Source organism: Rubripirellula reticaptiva (assembly GCF_007860175.1).
Lineage (GTDB): Bacteria > Planctomycetota > Planctomycetia > Pirellulales > Pirellulaceae > Rubripirellula > Rubripirellula reticaptiva.
Genome location: NZ_SJPX01000002.1, coordinates 1,423,552 through 1,441,481, shown reverse-complemented (window position 1 = coordinate 1,441,481; position 17,930 = coordinate 1,423,552). Strand labels below are relative to the sequence as shown.

Sequence of the window (17,930 nt, the reverse complement as noted above, 5' to 3'; positions counted from 1 at the left end):
AGCATGTGTGAAATGTCGGAATGACCAGCGGTTGGCGGCGTGCTTAACCTTGAACGACCGTGTTGGACAAAGTGCCAACGCCTGCAATCGAAATGTCAACGACATCGCCCGGGGCGAGAGTGAACTCGTTGCTGGGAACAATCCCCGTGCCTGTCATCAGGAACGCACCATCGGGAAAGCTATTGTCACGGCCCAGCCACCCGACCAAGTCGTCGAACTTGCGAGCCATTTGGTCAGCACCGGATTGGCCTTCGAAGACGACGCTGCCGTCACGGATGATTTTTAGATCAATCGTGATCTCCGCCACAGGCGGCAATGAATCATATAGCGTGATCCAAGGGCCGAGTCCCGCGCACTGGTCGTAGCACTTTGCCTGTGGTAGATACAGCGGATTGTCGCCCTCGATGTCTCGCGAGCTCATGTCATTGCCGATCGTCAAACCGACGATTTTTAGTTGCGGCGACAAAACCAGCGTGACCTCAGGTTCGGGCACGTTCCATTTCGCATCGATGCGAATTCGTAGCGGTCCGTTGTGTCCCGACACGCGGTGCGGCGTCGCCTTGAAGAACAGTTCGGGCCGATCGGCTTGATAGACACGGTCATAGCAAGACGCGGCAGCTTCGGATTCTTCCATCCGAGCGGTTTGGCTGCGTTTGTAGGTCACGCCAGCTGCCCAGACTTCCTGGTGATCAATCGGCGGCAACCACTTCGTTTGGTGGTCAATCGTGAGGGGATCCTCTTTGGTCAGGGCTGCAATCGCCTTCGTTGGCGACTCTGCCGCCAACAAGTCCGCAAGCGTCCGATATCGCTCGCCAAGAACGAGCGGATATATTAAATCACCCTGAACCAGCCCAACTCGTGGGGCGCCAGATTCGTCGACAAATTTTGTTACGTTCATAGCTTAAAGAATATCGAAAACTGATCGGGCCAAACAGATTGGCTACCGGAGGGATAAATGGTCAAAAACGAATCTCGCGACGCAAAACGTTCCGGCGGAACGGGCAAGATCGTCATCGCGCTTGCCGTAATCGCCGTTGTCGTCGCCGGAATCATCCTTTGGTCGTCGCGTCCTGACAACCTTGGCAATGTCGCCGACGTTGATGATAGCGAAGAAAGGCAGGCCGCTGAGCAACTGGATTTGACCCGAAGGGCGCTTGCGGCGACCGAGAACTTGGAAGCTAAATCGGCAGACAAGTCCTGGGAATCGTTGTACCAGCAATCCCCCGGCGACAAGTTTATGCTGCAAAATCGGGCTCTGAATCGGATTTTGAACGTCGACGAACTTGCCGGACAGGCATCCAATTCTTCCCTCGAAGCCGCAGCCAAGCAAGCAGCACGGGCTCAGTTGCCCGACGCAATCGCAGCCACACGATTGGCAATCGAGCAATATGCGACCGAATCGGACGACAAGGTGCTGCCAGTCTGGATGAAGGCACGAATTGACTTGCAAGAGGCATCGCTGTTGCCGGGATCGATGACAAAGTCGCTGCGCCGCGAAATTTTCGAGCGTTTGTCCGAAACATTGCGGGGTGAGCTTGGCAAACTGCCTTCGGCGCGGATCTTGGGCGGATCGCTAATCGAAGTTCTTGGCCAAATGGAAGATCCGATTGACGGTCTGCCAGCCGCCACGATGAAGTCAGCTGCCGAGACCGTGAAAGTTTTGTCGGATTCGCACCCCGATAATCTGTACTTTGCCCTTCGTGCCGCTCGATTGAATATCGACATCAAAAATGCGAACGCAACCGAGTTGGTCAAACGCACCGGCGAACTGGCTCGGGCGATCGCCCCACTGGTTGGCCGCGAAACTAGAGCGATCGGCATGACGCCCGCCGAGCTTGTCACCAGCATCGTCGATGCGATCGGAGCCGGCGAGTGGCCGACCGCCGAAACACGGATGTCGCAGTGGTTCAACGTGCTCAACGGAACAGAAATTGTTAAGACCGATCGTCGCTTGGCGCTGCCCCACCCGCTTGATCGATTGTCATTTGAGTCCCTGCGTCGCTTGTCGTCCTTGATTTCCCAAAAGTCACAGATCGAGCGAGGCAAGTCACCGCTGGTTTTCGAAAGTGTACAAGTTAATGCATCTGAGAAATCTCGTCTTGTAACGTCGATCGATTTTGACGTTGATCTGGATTCCGACATCGTCACGGTCGATGACCAATCGATCATGCACGCGTATCGAAATGACGGTGACGCCAAATTTGTATCGGCAGGATCTGCAAAGCTACCGCTGACGCCAGCGGGAATCGTGGTGGCCGATCTGTTCGTGGTTGATAGCAGCAGCCCAAGCCGAATTCGGTCGGGCGGCGCGTCCGTCGCAGGCCGGCACGACACGCTGCCATGCTTGGTGATGTACGGCGACGAAGGTGTGACATTGGCGTGTATCGATGGACGGGAAGCCACCGGCGACGACAAGCGATTCATCCTTGTCGACGAAGAAACCGGACTTGAAAGTGTTACTGGTGTCACGTTCGCTGTTGCCGGTGACCTCGAAGCCGATGGTGACTTGGACCTAGTTTTTGCGACCAAGACGGATGGAGTGCGGATGTTTGTCAATCGTGGCAACCGAACCTTTTTTGAACTGGATCGCGTTGAAGCTTCGTTCGGCAAGTCCGACCCGGTTACCTGCATTGCTGCCGGTGACTTGGACCGCGACTTGGACCTTGATCTCGTGACGACTCACGCCAGCGGCAAAGTCGGGATGCTGGAAAACTTGCTCCACCTGCAATTCCGCGGCCGTTTTCTTGACGAAATCAAAGCGGTCCCTGGTGCTTCGCAGATTGCGATCGAAGACGTTGATGGAAATGTTTCGTGGGATCTGATCGTCAGTGCTGATTCCGGATCGACGATCGTGTACTCGCAGACTGCCGCTGCAGGTGCGTGGACGGTCGAGCGAACCGAGAGCACGAAGACTGTAGCCGCACCGGCATTGCTGGCGGATTTTGACAATGACTCTTGGCTGGATCTCATCACTGACGCTGGTATTTCAACCATTGGACCATGGGGATTCGACCAGCGGCAAGGAAGTGCAGTGCCTGGGTTTCGCGGGAACGCTGCGGATTTCAACGCGGATGGATTGCAGGATTTCCCCATCATCGATCAGGGCAAACTGTCGATCGCGATTAACCAGACAGCGGCGTCTGGTCACTTCGTCAACGCTCGATTCAAGGGCATCGACGATAACGCCAGCGGACGTGTCAATCACTTTGCGATCGGCAGCGTGCTGGAGATGCGATTCGGGCCTCACTATCGTGCCCGAATTGTCACGTCACCGTCGACTCACTTTGGCATCGACGGATTTGACGACGGTGCAACGATTCGAGCGATTCTGCCAAACGGTTTGACGCAGACGATTCGCGACATCAAGGCCGACACTTTGGTCGAAGAGGAACAAACTTTAAAAGGTTCGTGCCCGTATCTGTACGCCTGGGACGGAAGCAAATTTCGCTTTGTGACGGATTGTTTGTGGGCGGCACCGCTTGGGTTGCAAGTTGCCGACGGAATTGTCGCAAAGGATCGGCCTTGGGAATACTTGAAAATTGACGGAACCCATATCCGTCCTCGGGATGATCGGTACGAGTTCCGGCTGACCGAGGAATTGTGGGAGGTTGCCTACTTTGACGAAGTTGCGATCACCGCTGTTGATCACCCTTCGGACGTTGATATTTGGACGAATGAAAAGGTCGGCCCGGCCGATATTGCAACACCGACCATCTTTGCCTTCGACAAACAGCAACGACGACAACCCACGTTGGCGATCGACACGAATGGCCGCGATGTGACTGGCGAGATGATGCGTGTGGACGGCGACTTCATGCAGGGTTTCGATCAACGCTTGCGACAAGGGCTATGTCCGCCGCACTGGGTCGATTTGACTTTCGAGACTTTGCCAAAACAGGGGTCGGTTTACTTGGTGATGACGGGCTGGATTTTGCCGACCGACACATCGCTGAACATTCAGATTGATCAGAACGACAGTCTGTCGCCGATCGAGTTTCCGTCGGTCTGGGTTCCCGATTCGAAGAAAGAATCGGGCTGGCGCCAGGCGATTCCGTTTGCTGGTTTTCCAGGTGGGAAAACAAAAACAATCGTGATCGATGTGACTGACGCGGTGGACCGTGAAGATGTCCGTGTAAGGGTGCGAACGTCGGCCCAGATTTACTGGGATGCTGCCGAGATCGCGACGCAAGTACAGCCTGCTGAGTTTACGACGTCACCGATGTCATTGCTGGCGGCATCGGTCGGCTTTCACGGTTTTTCCCGCCGATCCAAGCCAGGCCGGTTGGCACCCGAAACTTACGACTACCAGGACGCGGCCACGGTCCCTCGCTGGCCGCCGCTGACCGGAAAGTTGACGCGGTCCGGTGATTGCCTGGAGCTGCTGGGCCGGTGGGATGACAAGATGGTGGTGATCGGCGCGGGCGATGAAGTTCGCTTGTCGTTCGCAGCCCCGAAAAAGCCGCCGCCAACCGGGTGGGTGCGTGATTTTGTGATGCACAATGTCGGCTGGGATAAAGACGCCGATTTGAACACGTTGGCTGGCCAAAAAACCGGACCGTTGCCGTATCGGTCCATGTCGACCTACCCACCGCCGGCCGCTGAATCGGATCAATCGCGAAAGCGAGACGAACTCAACCGCGATCATTTGCAACGTGAACAGTCATTCCGAAAGTTCTGGCATCGTCCGATCCAACCGTAGACAATGTGAAAGAACTAAATTGGGGCGGCGGACGATGAAACCGGAATGCCGTTCGTAACGTATTGCTGGATTCTGGCCTCGACCGACTGATTGCATTTCACTGGACAATGACTGACTTAAACACCGCAAAAAAAACGCCCAAACGACCCGTCACTCCTCGGTTGCGCCTGGTGCTCTATGTCGTGCTGACGTTGTTTGGAATTTTGTTTGCAAACGGTCTGTACCTGACCTCGATCACGTGGCTGCAGGTGGCGACGGGACGAGTGCTCGAAACGCACTTCTACCAATTGATGTTTCTGCTGCATCTGGGACTGGGATTGCTGTTGATTGTGCCCGCAGTCGGTTTCGGGCTGGTCCACATGTGGCGCAGCAAAGACCGTCGCAATCGCCGTGCTGTCAAAATTGGATACGCGTTGTTTGCCGTTGCAATCTTAATCCTGGTCAGCGGTCTGGCACTGATGCGTTTGGGTTCGTTTGCGATCGTAAATCCTGCTTCAAGAAACGTCGTCTACTGGATGCACCTGATTGCACCACTAGCAGTGATTTGGCTGTATTGGCTGCATCGTCTCGTCGGCCCACGAATCAAATGGGAGGTGGGGCGACGCGTCGGTTTGGCGATTGGGATTTTCGTTGCCGCAATGGTGGCCTTCCAGGCCTCCGATCCTCGTATCAGTGAAGACCGAGCGCCTATCAACGGTGACGAGTACTTTGAGCCTTCGTTGGCACGGACCTCGTCCGGAAAATTCATCAGTTCGAAAACGTTGATGAACGACGAATACTGTTTGCGATGTCACAGCGATATCAACAAGACCTTCATTCACAGTGCGCACAGACTAAGTAGTTTCAATAATCCAGCCTACCGAGCGTCGGTTCGCGAGACACGGAAAGTCGCCTCTGAACGCGCCGGTACGGTTCAGGCGTCGCGTTGGTGTGCAGGCTGTCACGATCCGGTGCCATTTTTCTCGGGTGAGTTCGACGACCCGAACTACGACGACGTCGCCAATCCAACCGCGCACGCGGGAATCACCTGCACTGTCTGTCACGCGATCCAGTCGGTCGACAGCGCGCTCGGCAACGCGGACTACACGATCGATGAACCCAAGCACTACCCATTTGCCTACAGCGACAATTCGCTATTGCAAGAACTCAATTCATTGATGGTCAAAGCGAAGCCGGCATTTCACAAACATGAAATGTTAAAACCGTTTCACAAGACCGCCGAGTTCTGCAGTACCTGCCACAAGGTTAGCTTGCCTGGCGAAGTGACGGCATACAAAGAATTTCTGCGTGGGCAAAACCACTACGACAGCTATTTGCTGTCCGGCGTTTCAGGTCATGGTGCACGAAGTTTTTACTATCCCCCCAAAGCCGAAGCCAACTGCAACGAGTGCCACATGCCGGCAATGGCCAGCAATCAGGTTGGAGCAAAGTACATGGAAAAGCTTGGCACGCTGGGCGTTCACGATCACTTCTTTCCAAGCGCCAATACGGCGCTAGCGCATTGGTTTGGCGATTCGAAAGCGGTCGAAGCTCATCGCGAGTATTTGAAAGGCACGCTTCGGGTTGATTTGTTTGGACTGCGAAAAACGGGGGCGATCGACGGTGAATTGATTGCACCGCTAGGCGATTCGCAAACGGTCCAGTCGGGCGAAAGTTATCTGATCGAAACGGTGCTGCGAACGATGAAACTGGGGCATCACTTCACGCAAGGAACCACCGATAGCAACCAAATTTGGGTCGAGCTGATTGCGACACAAGACGGTGAGGTCATCGGAAAGAGCGGTGGACGCGACGACCGCGAGGTGGTCGATCCTTGGTCACACTTCGTCAACACGTTCATGCTTGATCCCGAAGGCGTGCGACTAAATCGGCGTAACGTGCAGAATATCTTCACACCGCTTTATAGTCACCAAATTCCACCGGGTGCGGGCCAGTCGCTGCACTACCAATTGACGATCCCCGACCAATCCAAATCACCGATTCAAATCACCGCTCGGCTGTTGTATCGCAAATTTGACACCGAGTATCTCGATTACGTTCGCGCTGATCGCGACCCTGTTCGCGACCCCTTGGACTTGGGCCAACCTGGCGATCCGAATGATCTGCCGATCATCGAAATTGCAAGCGACAAAGTGGTGCTAAACATCGCTGGGGCCGCTAACAAGGTCGCCGAAACGGAACCGGTCAACGAGCCGATTCCGTTATGGCAACGATGGAATGATTATGGAATCGGGTTATTGCTGAAAGGCAAGGCAGAGCTTCGGCAGGCTGCCGAGGCATTTGCCATGGTCGAAGAACTCGGGCGTTTCGACGGGCCGCTGAACTTGGCTCGTGTGCAATTTGCCGAAGGAGACCTCGACGGCGCGACCGATTCACTCGGTCGTGCTGCCGCAATGGATCCGCCGCCACCAACCTGGACGCACAGTTGGCTTAGTGGCATGGTGAACCGGCAACAGGGCAACTTGGAAGCCGCCGCCGATTCGTTCCGAGCGGTGCTGCAGACCAAAGTGCCAGAGCGAGGATTTGATTTTTCGCTGGACTACGATGTTCGAAACGAACTTGGACTGACGTTGATCGACTTGGCTCAGCGAGCCGAAGTCATGGGCAACGACGATGACTTCAAGAATTTGCTCAGCGAAGCTCGAGAAACGTTCTTGGCGGTTCTCGCTGTCGATGCCGAAAACGTGACGGCGCACGTTAACCTGGCTGAAGTTTATTCATGGAGTGGTGACAATGAGCGAGCGGATCATCATCGGACCCTTCATGCAAAGTACAAGCCCGATGATAACGCGGCCGAAGTCGCAATTCCGAAGGCACGCCGCCGATATCCAGCCGCCAATCATGCCGCCGAAGCGTTGGTAATCTATGATCTTCAGCGATAGGAAAGCCTGTCGCCACAATGATGGTTGATGCTCAACTCTTGAGCATCTTTATTTACGCGTCGCGTCCTTCCCTGCCGAACTGCAAAGTTTCCTCCGGATTTCATTACTCCTATTAGCTTTTGATTGATGACCGATCACGAATCCGATGAAGATGTCCAAAACGATGCTGTGATCGCCAGCGCGCTTCGAACTTCATTGATTGTGATCATGTTGATGGGGGTGCCGGTGATCGGGGTGTTGGTCTACCTGAATTTGAAGAAGGTGACGCAAGAATCGACCGAAATTGAAGTCACGCTGCCTGAGGTGCGTGAGGCGGTCGAGCAAACGATTCCCAAGTTGTCGATGTCGGATGTGACGACCAAATGTGGTATCGACTTTGTTCACCAATCGGGTCGCTACGGAGAAAAACTGTTGCCCGAAACGATGGGCAGCGGTGTGGCCGTGTTGGATTACAACGGTGATGGGCACAGCGACTTGTTTTTCGTGAACTCGTCGTTCTGGCCGTGGGACGAATCGCATCAGAATCAACCCACGCCATGCCGGTTGTACCGCGGCGATGGCAAGTTTCAATTCACCGATGTCACCAAGGAAACGGGCACCGAAGAAACTCTTTATGGAATGGGAGTCGCAGTTGGTGATATCGACAACGACGGTGATAGCGACCTTTTCATTTCGGCGGTCGGGAAGAACCGCATGCTGCGAAACGACGATGGAGTCTACACGGACATTTCTGACGATTCGGAAACGGCCGGATCGGATGAAGCTTGGAGCACGAGTTGTGGATTTTTTGACTATGACAACGACGGATTGCTGGACTTGTTTGTATGTAATTACGTGACTTGGAACAAAGAGATCGATTTGAGCCAAGAGTTCACCTTGGATGGACAAAGTCGTGCATATGGGCCGCCAAAAGCGTTTTCAGGTTCGTTCTCTTACCTGTACCACAACGATGGCGACGGCAAGTTTAGCGACGCTTCGGAAACGGCCGGCATTCAAATTCGCAATGACGACACGGACGTGCCGTTGGGCAAAGCGATGGGTTTGGCACCTGTCGATTTCAACGAAGACGGGTGGATGGATATCGTGGTCGCCAACGATACCGTTCGCAACTTTATGTTTCAAAACAACAAAAATGGAACGTTCACCGAAGTTGGTCGCTTGACGGGGATCGCCTACGATCGCAGCACCGGAAGTGCTCGCGGCGCGATGGGAATCGATACGGCAATGTTTCGCGACGACGGTACTCTGGCGATTGGGATTGGTAACTTTGCTAACGAAGCAAGCGCACTTTACATGGCACGTTCGGGTGACTCGAATCGTAAGCAGTTCATCGATGCGGCTATGTTCACCGGTTTTGGGCCTCCGACGCGTCAAGGTTTGACTTTTGGGTTGTTTTTCTTTGACGTCGATTTGGATGGGCGTCTTGATGTGATGGGCGCGAATGGTCACTTGGAAGAAGAGATTTCCAAGACGCAAGCGACCCAGCGATACGAGCAACCGCCGCAACTGTTTTGGAATGCGGGACGCGAATCGCAAAGTGAACTCGCGCTTGTCGAAGCTGACTGCACCGGGGAATCTTTCTGCGATCCGATCGTTGGACGGGGAACCGCGTATGGCGATTTTGATGAAGATGGTGATTTGGATGTCGTGATCTCAACCAGTCATTCGGCACCCAAGGTGTTTCGCAATGATCAAGCGACCGGTCACCATTGGTTACGAGTGCGTCTGATAGGTTCGGACTGTAACCGGGATGCGATCGGTGCAATCATTCAGATCAAGACGGGCGACGCTGTACTGTCGCGGACGATCATGCCAACGCGAAGCTATTTGAGTCAATCTGAAAAGACGGCAAGCTTTGGCCTCGGCACCTCTGAACAGGTCGACGCTCTGACCGTGACTTGGCCGGGTGGTGAAACGAAGACGTACCCTATCGACGGCGTAGATGCATTGGTTGAATTGAAGCAGTAAGCGTTCGATATCGCAGTGACTTGAAAGTAAAAGAATGACTCATCCGCTGGCACAATCACCAAGCACGTCGCCAACTCTATTATTGCGATATCGCGATCGCCAATACGCAGCGGATTTGATCGGTGCGGCGATTTTAGAATTTGATCTGTTCAGTTGGTTGGCATCGAATCCAGGTGTCGATACGAAGACACTGCTTGGAAATTTTGGTATTGCTGATCGGCCAGGTGATGTGCTGCTGACGCTGTGCCGGGCGATGGATTTGATTGAAACCGATGCAAACGATTGCCACGTCCTGACCGCGATGGGGCGTGAGCACTTGGTGGCATCGTCGCCTTGGTTTTTGGGACCGTATTACAAGCCGATTGCCGACTCGCCTATCTTAAAGGACCATCTGAAGGTGCTCCGCAGCGGCAAGCCAGCCAATTGGCAAGCGAAAAACGACGGCAGCGATTGGCACGCATCGATGCTGAAGCCCGAGTTTGCGCGCAGCTTTACCGACATGATGAACTGCCGTGGGCTTTCGTTCGGCCAAGCACTCGCCAAGTCGCTGGCTCCGTTGGTCGGCAGTCGCAAGCATCTTCTGGACGTGGGTGGTGGATCGGGCATCTATTCGGCGACGATTGTGGCGGCTCTAGATCAAGTGAAAGCAACCGTGCTGGAGCAACCGCCGGTCGACAAAATTGTTCGGCAAGAGATCGCCCGTCACGAGCTAGAGAACCGCGTTGATGTTGTTAGCGGCGATATGTTCACTGACACTTGGCCAAGTAACGTCGACATGGTGTTGCTGTCGAACGTGCTGCATGACTGGGGGTTTCCCGAAGTCACCCAGTTGCTTCAGAAGACCGCTGCGACGTTGTCGAGTGGCGGACTGTTGATCATTCACGAAGCGTTCATCAATGACGACAAAACGGGGCCGTTGCCGGTTGCCGAGTATTCAGCATTGTTGGCCAACATCACACAGGGCAAATGCTATTCGGCCAAAGAGTATCGAGACTTATTGGAACCCCTGGGGTTCGACGTCGGGCAGTACCAAGACACGATCGCCGACCGCGGCTTCATGACCGCGATAAAACGCTAGATCGCTTTTGATCGGAACCCGTTGTGCCTCGCGCTTATGCCAGGTGGCTAAGTTCAGGACGCAGGGAGAAGCGTAGTCGTCCGCCGACAAACGTGTGCGTGACACGGCTGGTCAGTTCAATGTTATCCAGCGGCGTGCTGATGCAGTGCGACTTGAATTGGTGACCGTCGACGGTCCATTTGTCGTCGGGGTCGATGATGGTGATATCGGCTGGCGAACCAACCGCCAGCGTACCGCCTGCGATGCCGGCAATTCGAGCCGGGGCGGTAGATAGTCGATCGATGATGGCAAGCCAATCAAAGCCGTTGATGCCCAACATAAACGTTGCCACCGTCGACAATGTCGTTTCGAGCGACGCCAAACCGAACGGAGATTCGAACAGGTCGTCCATCTTTTTTTCGCGAGCACGTGGCATGTGGCCGCTTTGGATCGCGTCGATGGTTCCATCGGCAACTGCGTTTCGCAGCGTTTCGATATGCCGTGGGCTGCGGAGCGGCGGATGGACTTTGAACCGTGCATCGAATGATCGCAAGTGGGTGTCGTCGAGACAAAGGTTATGCGGGCAAACCGATGCGGTGATGTTGATGCCACGCTCTTTGACTCGCGAGATCAAGTCGACCGCACCCATCGTGCTCACCGGGCCAATGTGCAGTCGCCCGTTGGTCGCCTCGGCGATTCGCACATCGCGAGCGACGGCCAAGTCTTCGGCTTCCGTCGGCAAGCCTTTCAGCCCAAGCACGAGAGCGACTTGCCCGTCGTGCATGATGCCGCCTTCGGACAACGTCATCACGTTGGGCCGATTGATGATGGGCAAATCGAACATTTGTGCGTATTCGAGTGCTCGCTTCAGCAGTGCATCGTTGGGCATCGGCCGCGGCGAATCGCTGTAGGCGACAGCGCCGGCTTCGTGTAGCAATCCAAGTTCGGCCATTTGCTGAGCGTCACGGTTCTTGCTCAGACAGCCAATCACGTGGACTCGAACCCCATCGGCTTGGACGGCTTTTTGCCGCACAAATTCGACGGCACCGTGCGAGTCAATGCAGGGTGACGTGCTGCTGCAGGCCAGAATCGAAGTGAACCCGCCAGCCAGCGCCGCATCGCTGCCCGAGGCGATTGTTTCGTCCTCTTCGAATCCAGGTTCGCGAAGTTCGACGCCAAGATCAACAAGCCCCGGCGCCACAATTTTTCCGGACGCATCGATGTGTTCGATGTTGCTAGGGATTTCGCCATCAGCAGGATCGATGGCTTCAACTTGGCCATCGATTACTAGCAACCGGGCAACACGGTCAAGATTCTGGGATGGGTCAACCAGGCGACCGCCAGTGATCAGAAACGATGGGGCAGCAGGAATCATAGAGACTAAACCGGAGAGTGACTTGCGCAATTGGCGTTTGTACTGCTAAATGGTTCGCTGCTGGCTTGAGCGCCGGCGGTCAACCACAACGCGGCCATGCGAACGGCGATGCCGTTGGTGACTTGTTCCAAAATGACACTGTGTGGACCGTCGGCAACTTCGGGGGTGATCTCAACCCCACGGTTGATTGGCCCCGGTGCCATGATCAGGATATTGTCTTTGGCACGCCGCATCCGAGCAGCGTTCATCGCGTACAGCGCTGCGTATTCGTGAACGCTTGGAAATGGCCGTGCCGATTGACGTTCGAATTGAATGCGCAGCAAGTTCAGGACATCGCAGCGGGGGAGGATCTCGTCGAGTGAATGAGCGACTTCGAATCCAAGCTCGCGCCACCGAGGACTGACCAGCGTCGGTGGCCCGCACACGATCACGTGGGCACCCAGCTTGCTGAGTCCCCAGATGTTCGCTCGTGCGGTGCGGCTGTGTGCGATGTCGCCCACCAGTGCAACCGTCAAGCCAGCGACCGAACCACGGTGTTGCAGGAGCGTCAGGATGTCCAGCAAGCCTTGGGTCGGATGATCGTGCGGTCCATCGCCAGCGTTGATCACGCTGCAGCCGAGTTCGCGGGCCAGCAAGTGCGGCGTGCCGGGGACCGAGTGGCGAGTGACGACCCAGTCCACACCCATCGCTTCGATGGTCTTGGCCGTGTCGACGAACGTTTCGCCTTTGGTAACGCTGCTGCCGCTGGCGCTAAATTCAACGGTGTCGGCGCCCAATCGCTTAGCCGCTAGCGAGAAACTGTTTCGTGTGCGCGTGCTGTTTTCAAAGAATAAGTTTGCGCAGGTCTTCCCGCTTAGCAGCGTCAATTTGTTTCGGCAGCCGCCCGTCATGTCCTTAAGCTGCTGGGCAACCTGAAGAATCGTTGTGATTTCTTCCGCGGAAAGGCTTTCCAAATCCAACAGGTGTCGACGCGTCCACGTCGATGGGAACGTCAATTCGGCCTGGTCGGTTTCAGCCATGGTTACACCACCGGTTTCCATCAAGTTCGGATCACGAACAGTTCGCTACGGTGTGACACGTTAGCGATTGATGCGTCCACCGGCGAGTAGGCCCCATCACGTTTTCGCCTAAGGCATCCTGCCGCGAATTTGGTGGAAACGTTTCTCTTTGCGTCTGCCTTCTCTTGCAATCCAAATCAAGCCGCACCAAGCCGAGATCCAGGTTAACCCACCGAGCGGGGTGATCAGGCCAAATTTGCTGATGTTGGTAATGGCAATCGCGTACAGCGATCCGCTGAAGATGACCGTGCCGACCACGAACAAACGACCAATCCAGCGGCGAATAACGCTGGGGCCAACCGGCAGGCCGGCCAGGGCCACCAGGACGACGGCGTGGACCAGTTGATATCGAGCTCCGATGTCGAACTGGCCAGTGCGCTTCTCGACTAGATCGGGCTGCATCCCTTGGTTGGCAAGATACTCAGGCAAAAAATGAGCACCAATGGCGCCAAAGGCTACGCCGGTCGCGCCGAGGATCGCGCCATAAATCAGGATTCTTTGCGAAGCTGAGTCTTCGAGCATCTTTTTAGGTGTCCAACAACTTGCCGACGGCTTCGATCAAACGATCCATCGCAAATGGCTTTCGAATGTAATCACTGACACCGAGCAATTCTGCATACGCCTTGTGCCGGCTCCCCTCGTTCCCCGTAATCATAATTACAGGAAGTGGCACGTCACGGAGGCGACGAAGTTTTTCCAGAACCAGGAAACCGCTACGTTTCGGCATCATCATGTCCAAAACCATCAGATCTGGGTTCTCTCGCTCGGCCAGCGCCAAGGCCTGGTTACCATCGCGAGCGATAACAACTTGATAGCCAGCACCCTCGAGCGCGTAGCGAACCGATTCAATGATTTCAAAATCGTCGTCGACAACCAGAATCTTTTTCCCGCTCGGCACTGCAGCCGGATTTATTGCGCCAGACGCAGCTGGTATCGCAGCGTCGACGTTGGCGGGTTCGTTGTCGTCGGACGGGTGGGGGGCAGGGTCACCGGAATTCATGAGGTTTCACGATCAGTGGACTGGGCCAGGTGGGAAGGCGGGCGGATGCATTCAGTGTAGCCGAAGCGACGAAAAGCGTAGCCCGGCACCGCGCCAAATTGAATAGGAACAACCGAAGCTTAGGCTACGTTTGTCCATCATCGTCGTGCTAATTGTTCGAATACGCCGTTGGCTTCGTCGACCATCGATCCGATGAGTCGCTTGGGACGGAAACAATCTCTTGCATCACCCATCGATCCAGGTCCGCCAACAGGACAGTATCCATCTCATCGTCGCCGGGATACTGACGAATCTCAACTTTTGATCCAATCGCCATCGCCGCCTGGCAATCGACTTTCAGCCCTTCGTCAGTGTAGTTCTTGTTTTCACGTGCCCATTGCCAAAGCATTGGCATTCGGCGAGCTCGCAGCTGCGACAAGTTTCGAATCGCTCCTTGCGGCATTCGGCCGCCGACTGAAATTGCACCCGCAATGCGACTGGGGTCTCGCATCGCGATCCTCATCGCCATCGTTCCGCCTGTGCCAAAGCCCGCCAGCACGATACGGCTCGAATGAACGGAATAGCGATCGGCTGCCTCTTCGGCGGCGTCGATCACGTTGTCGTGTGCAATGCCAATTGCCGCACGACTGTCGTGCCAATCAAATCGGTGGCCACTGGAATCAGCCGCTCGGTTTCCTCGGACACCCACGCCCACGTAATTTCGCAAGCTGATATGCGGCATCACCTGCTCGATCTGGTTCTCGTTGAACCCGTCACAGTGCAGCCAAACGATCAGGGGATAGCTGTAGCCTGGGGAGTAATGCACCGGTAAAAAGAAAGTGCGTTTTGAACGTACTTGTTCCCATTGCCCGCTGGCCAAACGAGACTGTTTCGAATTCCCCGATTCGGCGTGGTCACGACCGTCATGGGAGTTGCCTGCGCCCGGTTCTTGGGAGGCGGAACCCGGCAATTGGGATCCGGAAAATTTCCATGACATCGGCTTTTCAAAACGACTCATGGCCCTGCATTTGTTTTGGAGGATGGCGAAGGACGTTTGCAGCGGATCGTTGTGACGATCGATTCCCACATCGCCGCCAAAAGTAAGGTTCGGCGGTGATTGGTGTCAACGTCGATGAGGACAAAGTCTGTTAGCTTTCGGAAAGTCGCGACGGGTGAATCGATACACACGTCGCGACCTTGACTACTGCTTCGTCGGTGGGGATCCCGCGATTAAGCGGACAACAACCCGTCCATTGTGGCGACCAAGTCCTTGACGGCCTGAACGCTGTTCTTGAAATCGGCGGTTTCTTTGTCCGTCAAATCCAATTCGATTACTTTTTCGACACCGCCGCTGCCCATCACAACGGGAACACCGACGTAATAGCCGCCAACGCCGTACTCTTTGTCACAGTAGGCGGCGACTGGGATCACTCGTTTCTTGTCGCGGACAACCGCTTCGACCATCTGGGCACATGCTGCGGCGGGAGCGTAGTAGGCCGATCCTGTCTTCAAAAGTGCTACGATCTCTGCGCCGCCCTTGCGAGTACGGTCGACGATTTCGTCCAGTCGCGCCGATTCGATCAACTGGGTGACCGGAATGCCGCCCACGCTGGTGCAACTTGGGATCGGTACCATCGTGTCGCCGTGGCCACCCATCAACAGAGCGCTGATGTCTTCGACGCTGACGCCTAATTCCATAGCCAGGAATGTTCGGTAACGCGCCGTGTCCAGAACGCCGGCTTGGCCGCAGACCTTGGCTGGATCAAAGCCAGTAATTTTGAACATTTGCTGGACCATCGCGTCCAGAGGGTTGCTGACCACGATCACGACTGCGTCGGGGCTGGTCGCTTTGATGTTTTCGGCTACATCGGTGACAATTTTGGCGTTTGTCGCCAACAAGTCATCGCGACTCATGCCCGGTTTCCGTGGAATCCCTGCGGTCACCACGATTACGTCGCTGTTGGCAGAGTCGTCATAGCTGGTCGTCCCGACAATGTTGGAATCGTATCCCATGATCGGCGAAGCCTGCATCAGGTCCAACGCTTTCCCTCGCGGCATGTCTTCCGTGCGCGGGATGTCCAATAGGACGATGTCGCCCAATTCTGCAGCAGCGCACCAATGGGCACAGGTCGCGCCGACGTTTCCGGCGCCGATGATTGTAATTTTTGCTCGTCGCATGCCAAAAGCCTTCAATAGGATTCGCGGTTCGGTTGATTGCAGATCACAAGTCGATATGGTGCCCGTTGCCCCCGCTGGGTCAAGTGGACGAGTTGGCGTTGTTCGCGTTTCCGGGCGGTTCGCGTGACTCGGATGATTTTATCGCGGGCAACCGGGTACAATGAACGGCGAATTGTGATGCGATTGAAGCTCTTTCTGGCACAGGGTGTAAGGCTTCCCAAGCGACGATTTGTCATTCGGTTTTTATTTTTGGCTTTCTCTCTCTACTTATCTGCAGACAGTGCTCGTGCGAAAAAAACACCTGTTGATCGTCGCGTTGACGATTTGCGTCATTGGGTGGTTCCTATACGCGGAATCGCGCGTTGATGACTCGGCTAGCGACGTTGCCCGACTGCGAAAACTAAAGCGGAGTCGGCCCACGGAGTCCGAGATCGCGACGGCGAACTTCGACGCACTGGCTGAGGCTGGAAAGGGACAACCGGTTCCCGCCGGGTTGATCAACCATCGCGATCCTTCGGGGTTTTGGTTCGTCGGTAAAAACGGCCAAGACGTTGGCGTGGAAGTACCGTTTGCGCCCGGGACGATACCAAAACCGCCAAAATCGGTTCCGCCGATTCATGAAAACCCTGGCTTCGTCGGTGCTGTCGCCTGCGGAAAATGTCATCCAGAAACATTCAAGACTTTTTCGCAAACCGCGCACCACCGAACGAGCAGTCCGGCGACCGCCGAAACATTAAACGGCCCGTTCACGCCGCCAGAGAACGTGATGCAGACGTCGAACTATGACGTCAATTTCACCATGCTCAAACGCGGCGATCGGTTTTACCAACGAGTGTCGTTTTTTGATTGGAAGTTTGAAGTCCCCTTCGACATCATTTTTGGGTCGTCGAAGATGGCGCAAACGTGTCTTTACTGGAACGACGATCAGTTGTTTCAAATGAACGTTACGTACTTGACGGAAATCGACGGTTGGATCAATAGTCCCGGATTCATTGATGGCGATGCTGCCTACGCGCGCCCGATCGGTGCGGTGTGCATGGATTGCCACACCACGTATGCTGATTTTCGATCCGATCCGAACCACTTCACACCTGGGTCGATTGTCTATGGCGTGTCCTGTGAACGGTGCCATGGCCCTGGTCGCCAACACATCGAATATCACGAGCAGAACCCGAATGTAAAGGGAGGAAAGCACTTGATCGTTCCGAGTGACTTGCCTCGCGATCGTGAGCTCGAAATCTGTGCCCAGTGCCATTCGGGGACTCGGAACTTGCTAGAAGGCGCGTATCAATTTCGTCCGGGCGACCTTACCAGCGATCATTACTCGCCCGCCGCCGGGGATTCGAAAAACCATGTCCATACCAGCAACCAATTGGCGCGTTTGTCGATCAGCAAGTGCTTCACCGAATCAGAGATGACCTGTGCCGATTGCCATGATCCCCATCAGTTCGAACGAGGCAACAAAACACTGTTTTCACAAAGGTGTTCGAAGTGTCACAATGATCTCGACGAAACCGTACACGCTTCGATCGCGTCGAAAGTTTCGCCTCAGCAGATCGCCGATAATTGTGTGGACTGCCACATGCCAAGCAAAGCTGGCGATCATTTGAAAATGGATCGCGGCGGCGAAATGATTTTTCCGCCGCTCCGCGACCATCACGTTCGAATCGATCTAGAAGCGGCGGCCGAGTTCATCCGTCAGATATCGCCAATTCAGTGACCTCCGCGTCTGAC

The 17,930-nt window shown here is 55.1% G+C and carries 12 protein-coding genes; 5 read left to right on the top strand and 7 right to left on the bottom strand.

Going from position 1 to position 17,930, the window contains the following annotated elements:
* Positions 1 to 43: 43 nt before the first annotated feature.
* The gene (locus tag Poly59_RS11620) at positions 44 to 898 is read right to left on the bottom strand and encodes a fumarylacetoacetate hydrolase family protein (protein ID WP_146534184.1); all 855 of its coding nucleotides are present in this window, start codon (positions 896 to 898) and stop codon (positions 44 to 46) included.
* A gap of 57 nt (positions 899 to 955) precedes the next feature.
* On the opposite strand from Poly59_RS11620, the gene Poly59_RS11615 reads away from it, so the two are divergent.
* From Poly59_RS11615 to Poly59_RS11600, 4 genes are all read left to right on the top strand, one after another.
* Positions 956 to 4,699, top strand: coding sequence for an FG-GAP repeat domain-containing protein (locus Poly59_RS11615; protein ID WP_146534183.1), 3,744 nt, complete (start codon positions 956 to 958; stop codon positions 4,697 to 4,699).
* Positions 4,700 to 4,806: 107 nt separating this feature from the next.
* On the top strand, positions 4,807 to 7,581 hold the full coding sequence (locus Poly59_RS11610; RefSeq protein WP_146534182.1) for a tetratricopeptide repeat protein: 2,775 nt from the start codon (positions 4,807 to 4,809) through the stop codon (positions 7,579 to 7,581).
* Positions 7,582 to 7,707: 126 nt separating this feature from the next.
* Entirely contained in the window at positions 7,708 to 9,549 is a 1,842-nt protein-coding gene (locus Poly59_RS11605) for a CRTAC1 family protein (RefSeq protein WP_186776185.1), read from the top strand.
* A 34-nt stretch (positions 9,550 to 9,583) separates the two neighbouring features.
* The gene (locus Poly59_RS11600) at positions 9,584 to 10,627 is read left to right on the top strand and encodes a methyltransferase (RefSeq protein ID WP_146534180.1); all 1,044 of its coding nucleotides are present in this window, start codon (positions 9,584 to 9,586) and stop codon (positions 10,625 to 10,627) included.
* 34 nt (positions 10,628 to 10,661) lie between these two features.
* Here Poly59_RS11600 and Poly59_RS11595 read toward each other — a convergent pair whose 3' ends face one another.
* The 6 genes from Poly59_RS11595 to mdh form a co-directional block, all read right to left on the bottom strand.
* Complete coding sequence (locus Poly59_RS11595; RefSeq protein ID WP_146534179.1) at positions 10,662 to 11,981, bottom strand: dihydroorotase; 1,320 nt, start codon at positions 11,979 to 11,981, stop codon at positions 10,662 to 10,664.
* A gap of 5 nt (positions 11,982 to 11,986) precedes the next feature.
* On the bottom strand, positions 11,987 to 13,000 hold the full coding sequence (locus Poly59_RS11590; RefSeq protein WP_146534178.1) for an aspartate carbamoyltransferase catalytic subunit: 1,014 nt from the start codon (positions 12,998 to 13,000) through the stop codon (positions 11,987 to 11,989).
* A 108-nt stretch (positions 13,001 to 13,108) separates the two neighbouring features.
* Positions 13,109 to 13,561, bottom strand: coding sequence for a DUF423 domain-containing protein (locus Poly59_RS11585; RefSeq protein WP_146534177.1), 453 nt, complete (start codon positions 13,559 to 13,561; stop codon positions 13,109 to 13,111).
* A gap of 4 nt (positions 13,562 to 13,565) precedes the next feature.
* Positions 13,566 to 14,039: a response regulator transcription factor gene (locus Poly59_RS11580; protein WP_146534176.1), complete on the bottom strand. Its 474-nt coding sequence runs from the start codon at positions 14,037 to 14,039 to the stop codon at positions 13,566 to 13,568.
* A gap of 148 nt (positions 14,040 to 14,187) precedes the next feature.
* Complete coding sequence (locus Poly59_RS11575; RefSeq protein ID WP_146534175.1) at positions 14,188 to 15,036, bottom strand: alpha/beta hydrolase; 849 nt, start codon at positions 15,034 to 15,036, stop codon at positions 14,188 to 14,190.
* Positions 15,037 to 15,248: 212 nt separating this feature from the next.
* Positions 15,249 to 16,196, bottom strand: a complete 948-nt coding sequence (gene mdh, locus Poly59_RS11570) for a malate dehydrogenase (RefSeq protein WP_146534174.1) — start codon at positions 16,194 to 16,196, stop codon at positions 15,249 to 15,251.
* Between the two features lie 286 nt (positions 16,197 to 16,482).
* Between mdh and Poly59_RS11565 the strand changes: the two genes are divergently transcribed.
* The gene (locus Poly59_RS11565; protein WP_146534173.1) at positions 16,483 to 17,916 is read left to right on the top strand and encodes a multiheme c-type cytochrome; all 1,434 of its coding nucleotides are present in this window, start codon (positions 16,483 to 16,485) and stop codon (positions 17,914 to 17,916) included.
* The last annotated feature ends 14 nt before the right edge of the window (positions 17,917 to 17,930 follow it).

What these genes read in the sequence shown, in the direction of transcription:
- Poly59_RS11590 (WP_146534178.1), bottom strand. Translation starts at nt 13,000, where the DNA reads ATGGCTGAAACCGACCAGGCCGAATTGACGTTCCCATCGACGTGGACG.
- Poly59_RS11605 (WP_186776185.1), top strand. Translation starts at nt 7,708, where the DNA reads ATGACCGATCACGAATCCGATGAAGATGTCCAAAACGATGCTGTGATC.
- Poly59_RS11610 (WP_146534182.1), top strand. Translation starts at nt 4,807, where the DNA reads ATGACTGACTTAAACACCGCAAAAAAAACGCCCAAACGACCCGTCACT.
- Poly59_RS11620 (WP_146534184.1), bottom strand. Translation starts at nt 898, where the DNA reads ATGAACGTAACAAAATTTGTCGACGAATCTGGCGCCCCACGAGTTGGG.
- Poly59_RS11600 (WP_146534180.1), top strand. Translation starts at nt 9,584, where the DNA reads ATGACTCATCCGCTGGCACAATCACCAAGCACGTCGCCAACTCTATTA.
- mdh (WP_146534174.1), bottom strand. Translation starts at nt 16,196, where the DNA reads ATGCGACGAGCAAAAATTACAATCATCGGCGCCGGAAACGTCGGCGCG.
- Poly59_RS11595 (WP_146534179.1), bottom strand. Translation starts at nt 11,981, where the DNA reads ATGATTCCTGCTGCCCCATCGTTTCTGATCACTGGCGGTCGCCTGGTT.
- Poly59_RS11615 (WP_146534183.1), top strand. Translation starts at nt 956, where the DNA reads ATGGTCAAAAACGAATCTCGCGACGCAAAACGTTCCGGCGGAACGGGC.
- Poly59_RS11585 (WP_146534177.1), bottom strand. Translation starts at nt 13,561, where the DNA reads ATGCTCGAAGACTCAGCTTCGCAAAGAATCCTGATTTATGGCGCGATC.
- Poly59_RS11575 (WP_146534175.1), bottom strand. Translation starts at nt 15,036, where the DNA reads ATGAGTCGTTTTGAAAAGCCGATGTCATGGAAATTTTCCGGATCCCAA.
- Poly59_RS11580 (WP_146534176.1), bottom strand. Translation starts at nt 14,039, where the DNA reads ATGAATTCCGGTGACCCTGCCCCCCACCCGTCCGACGACAACGAACCC.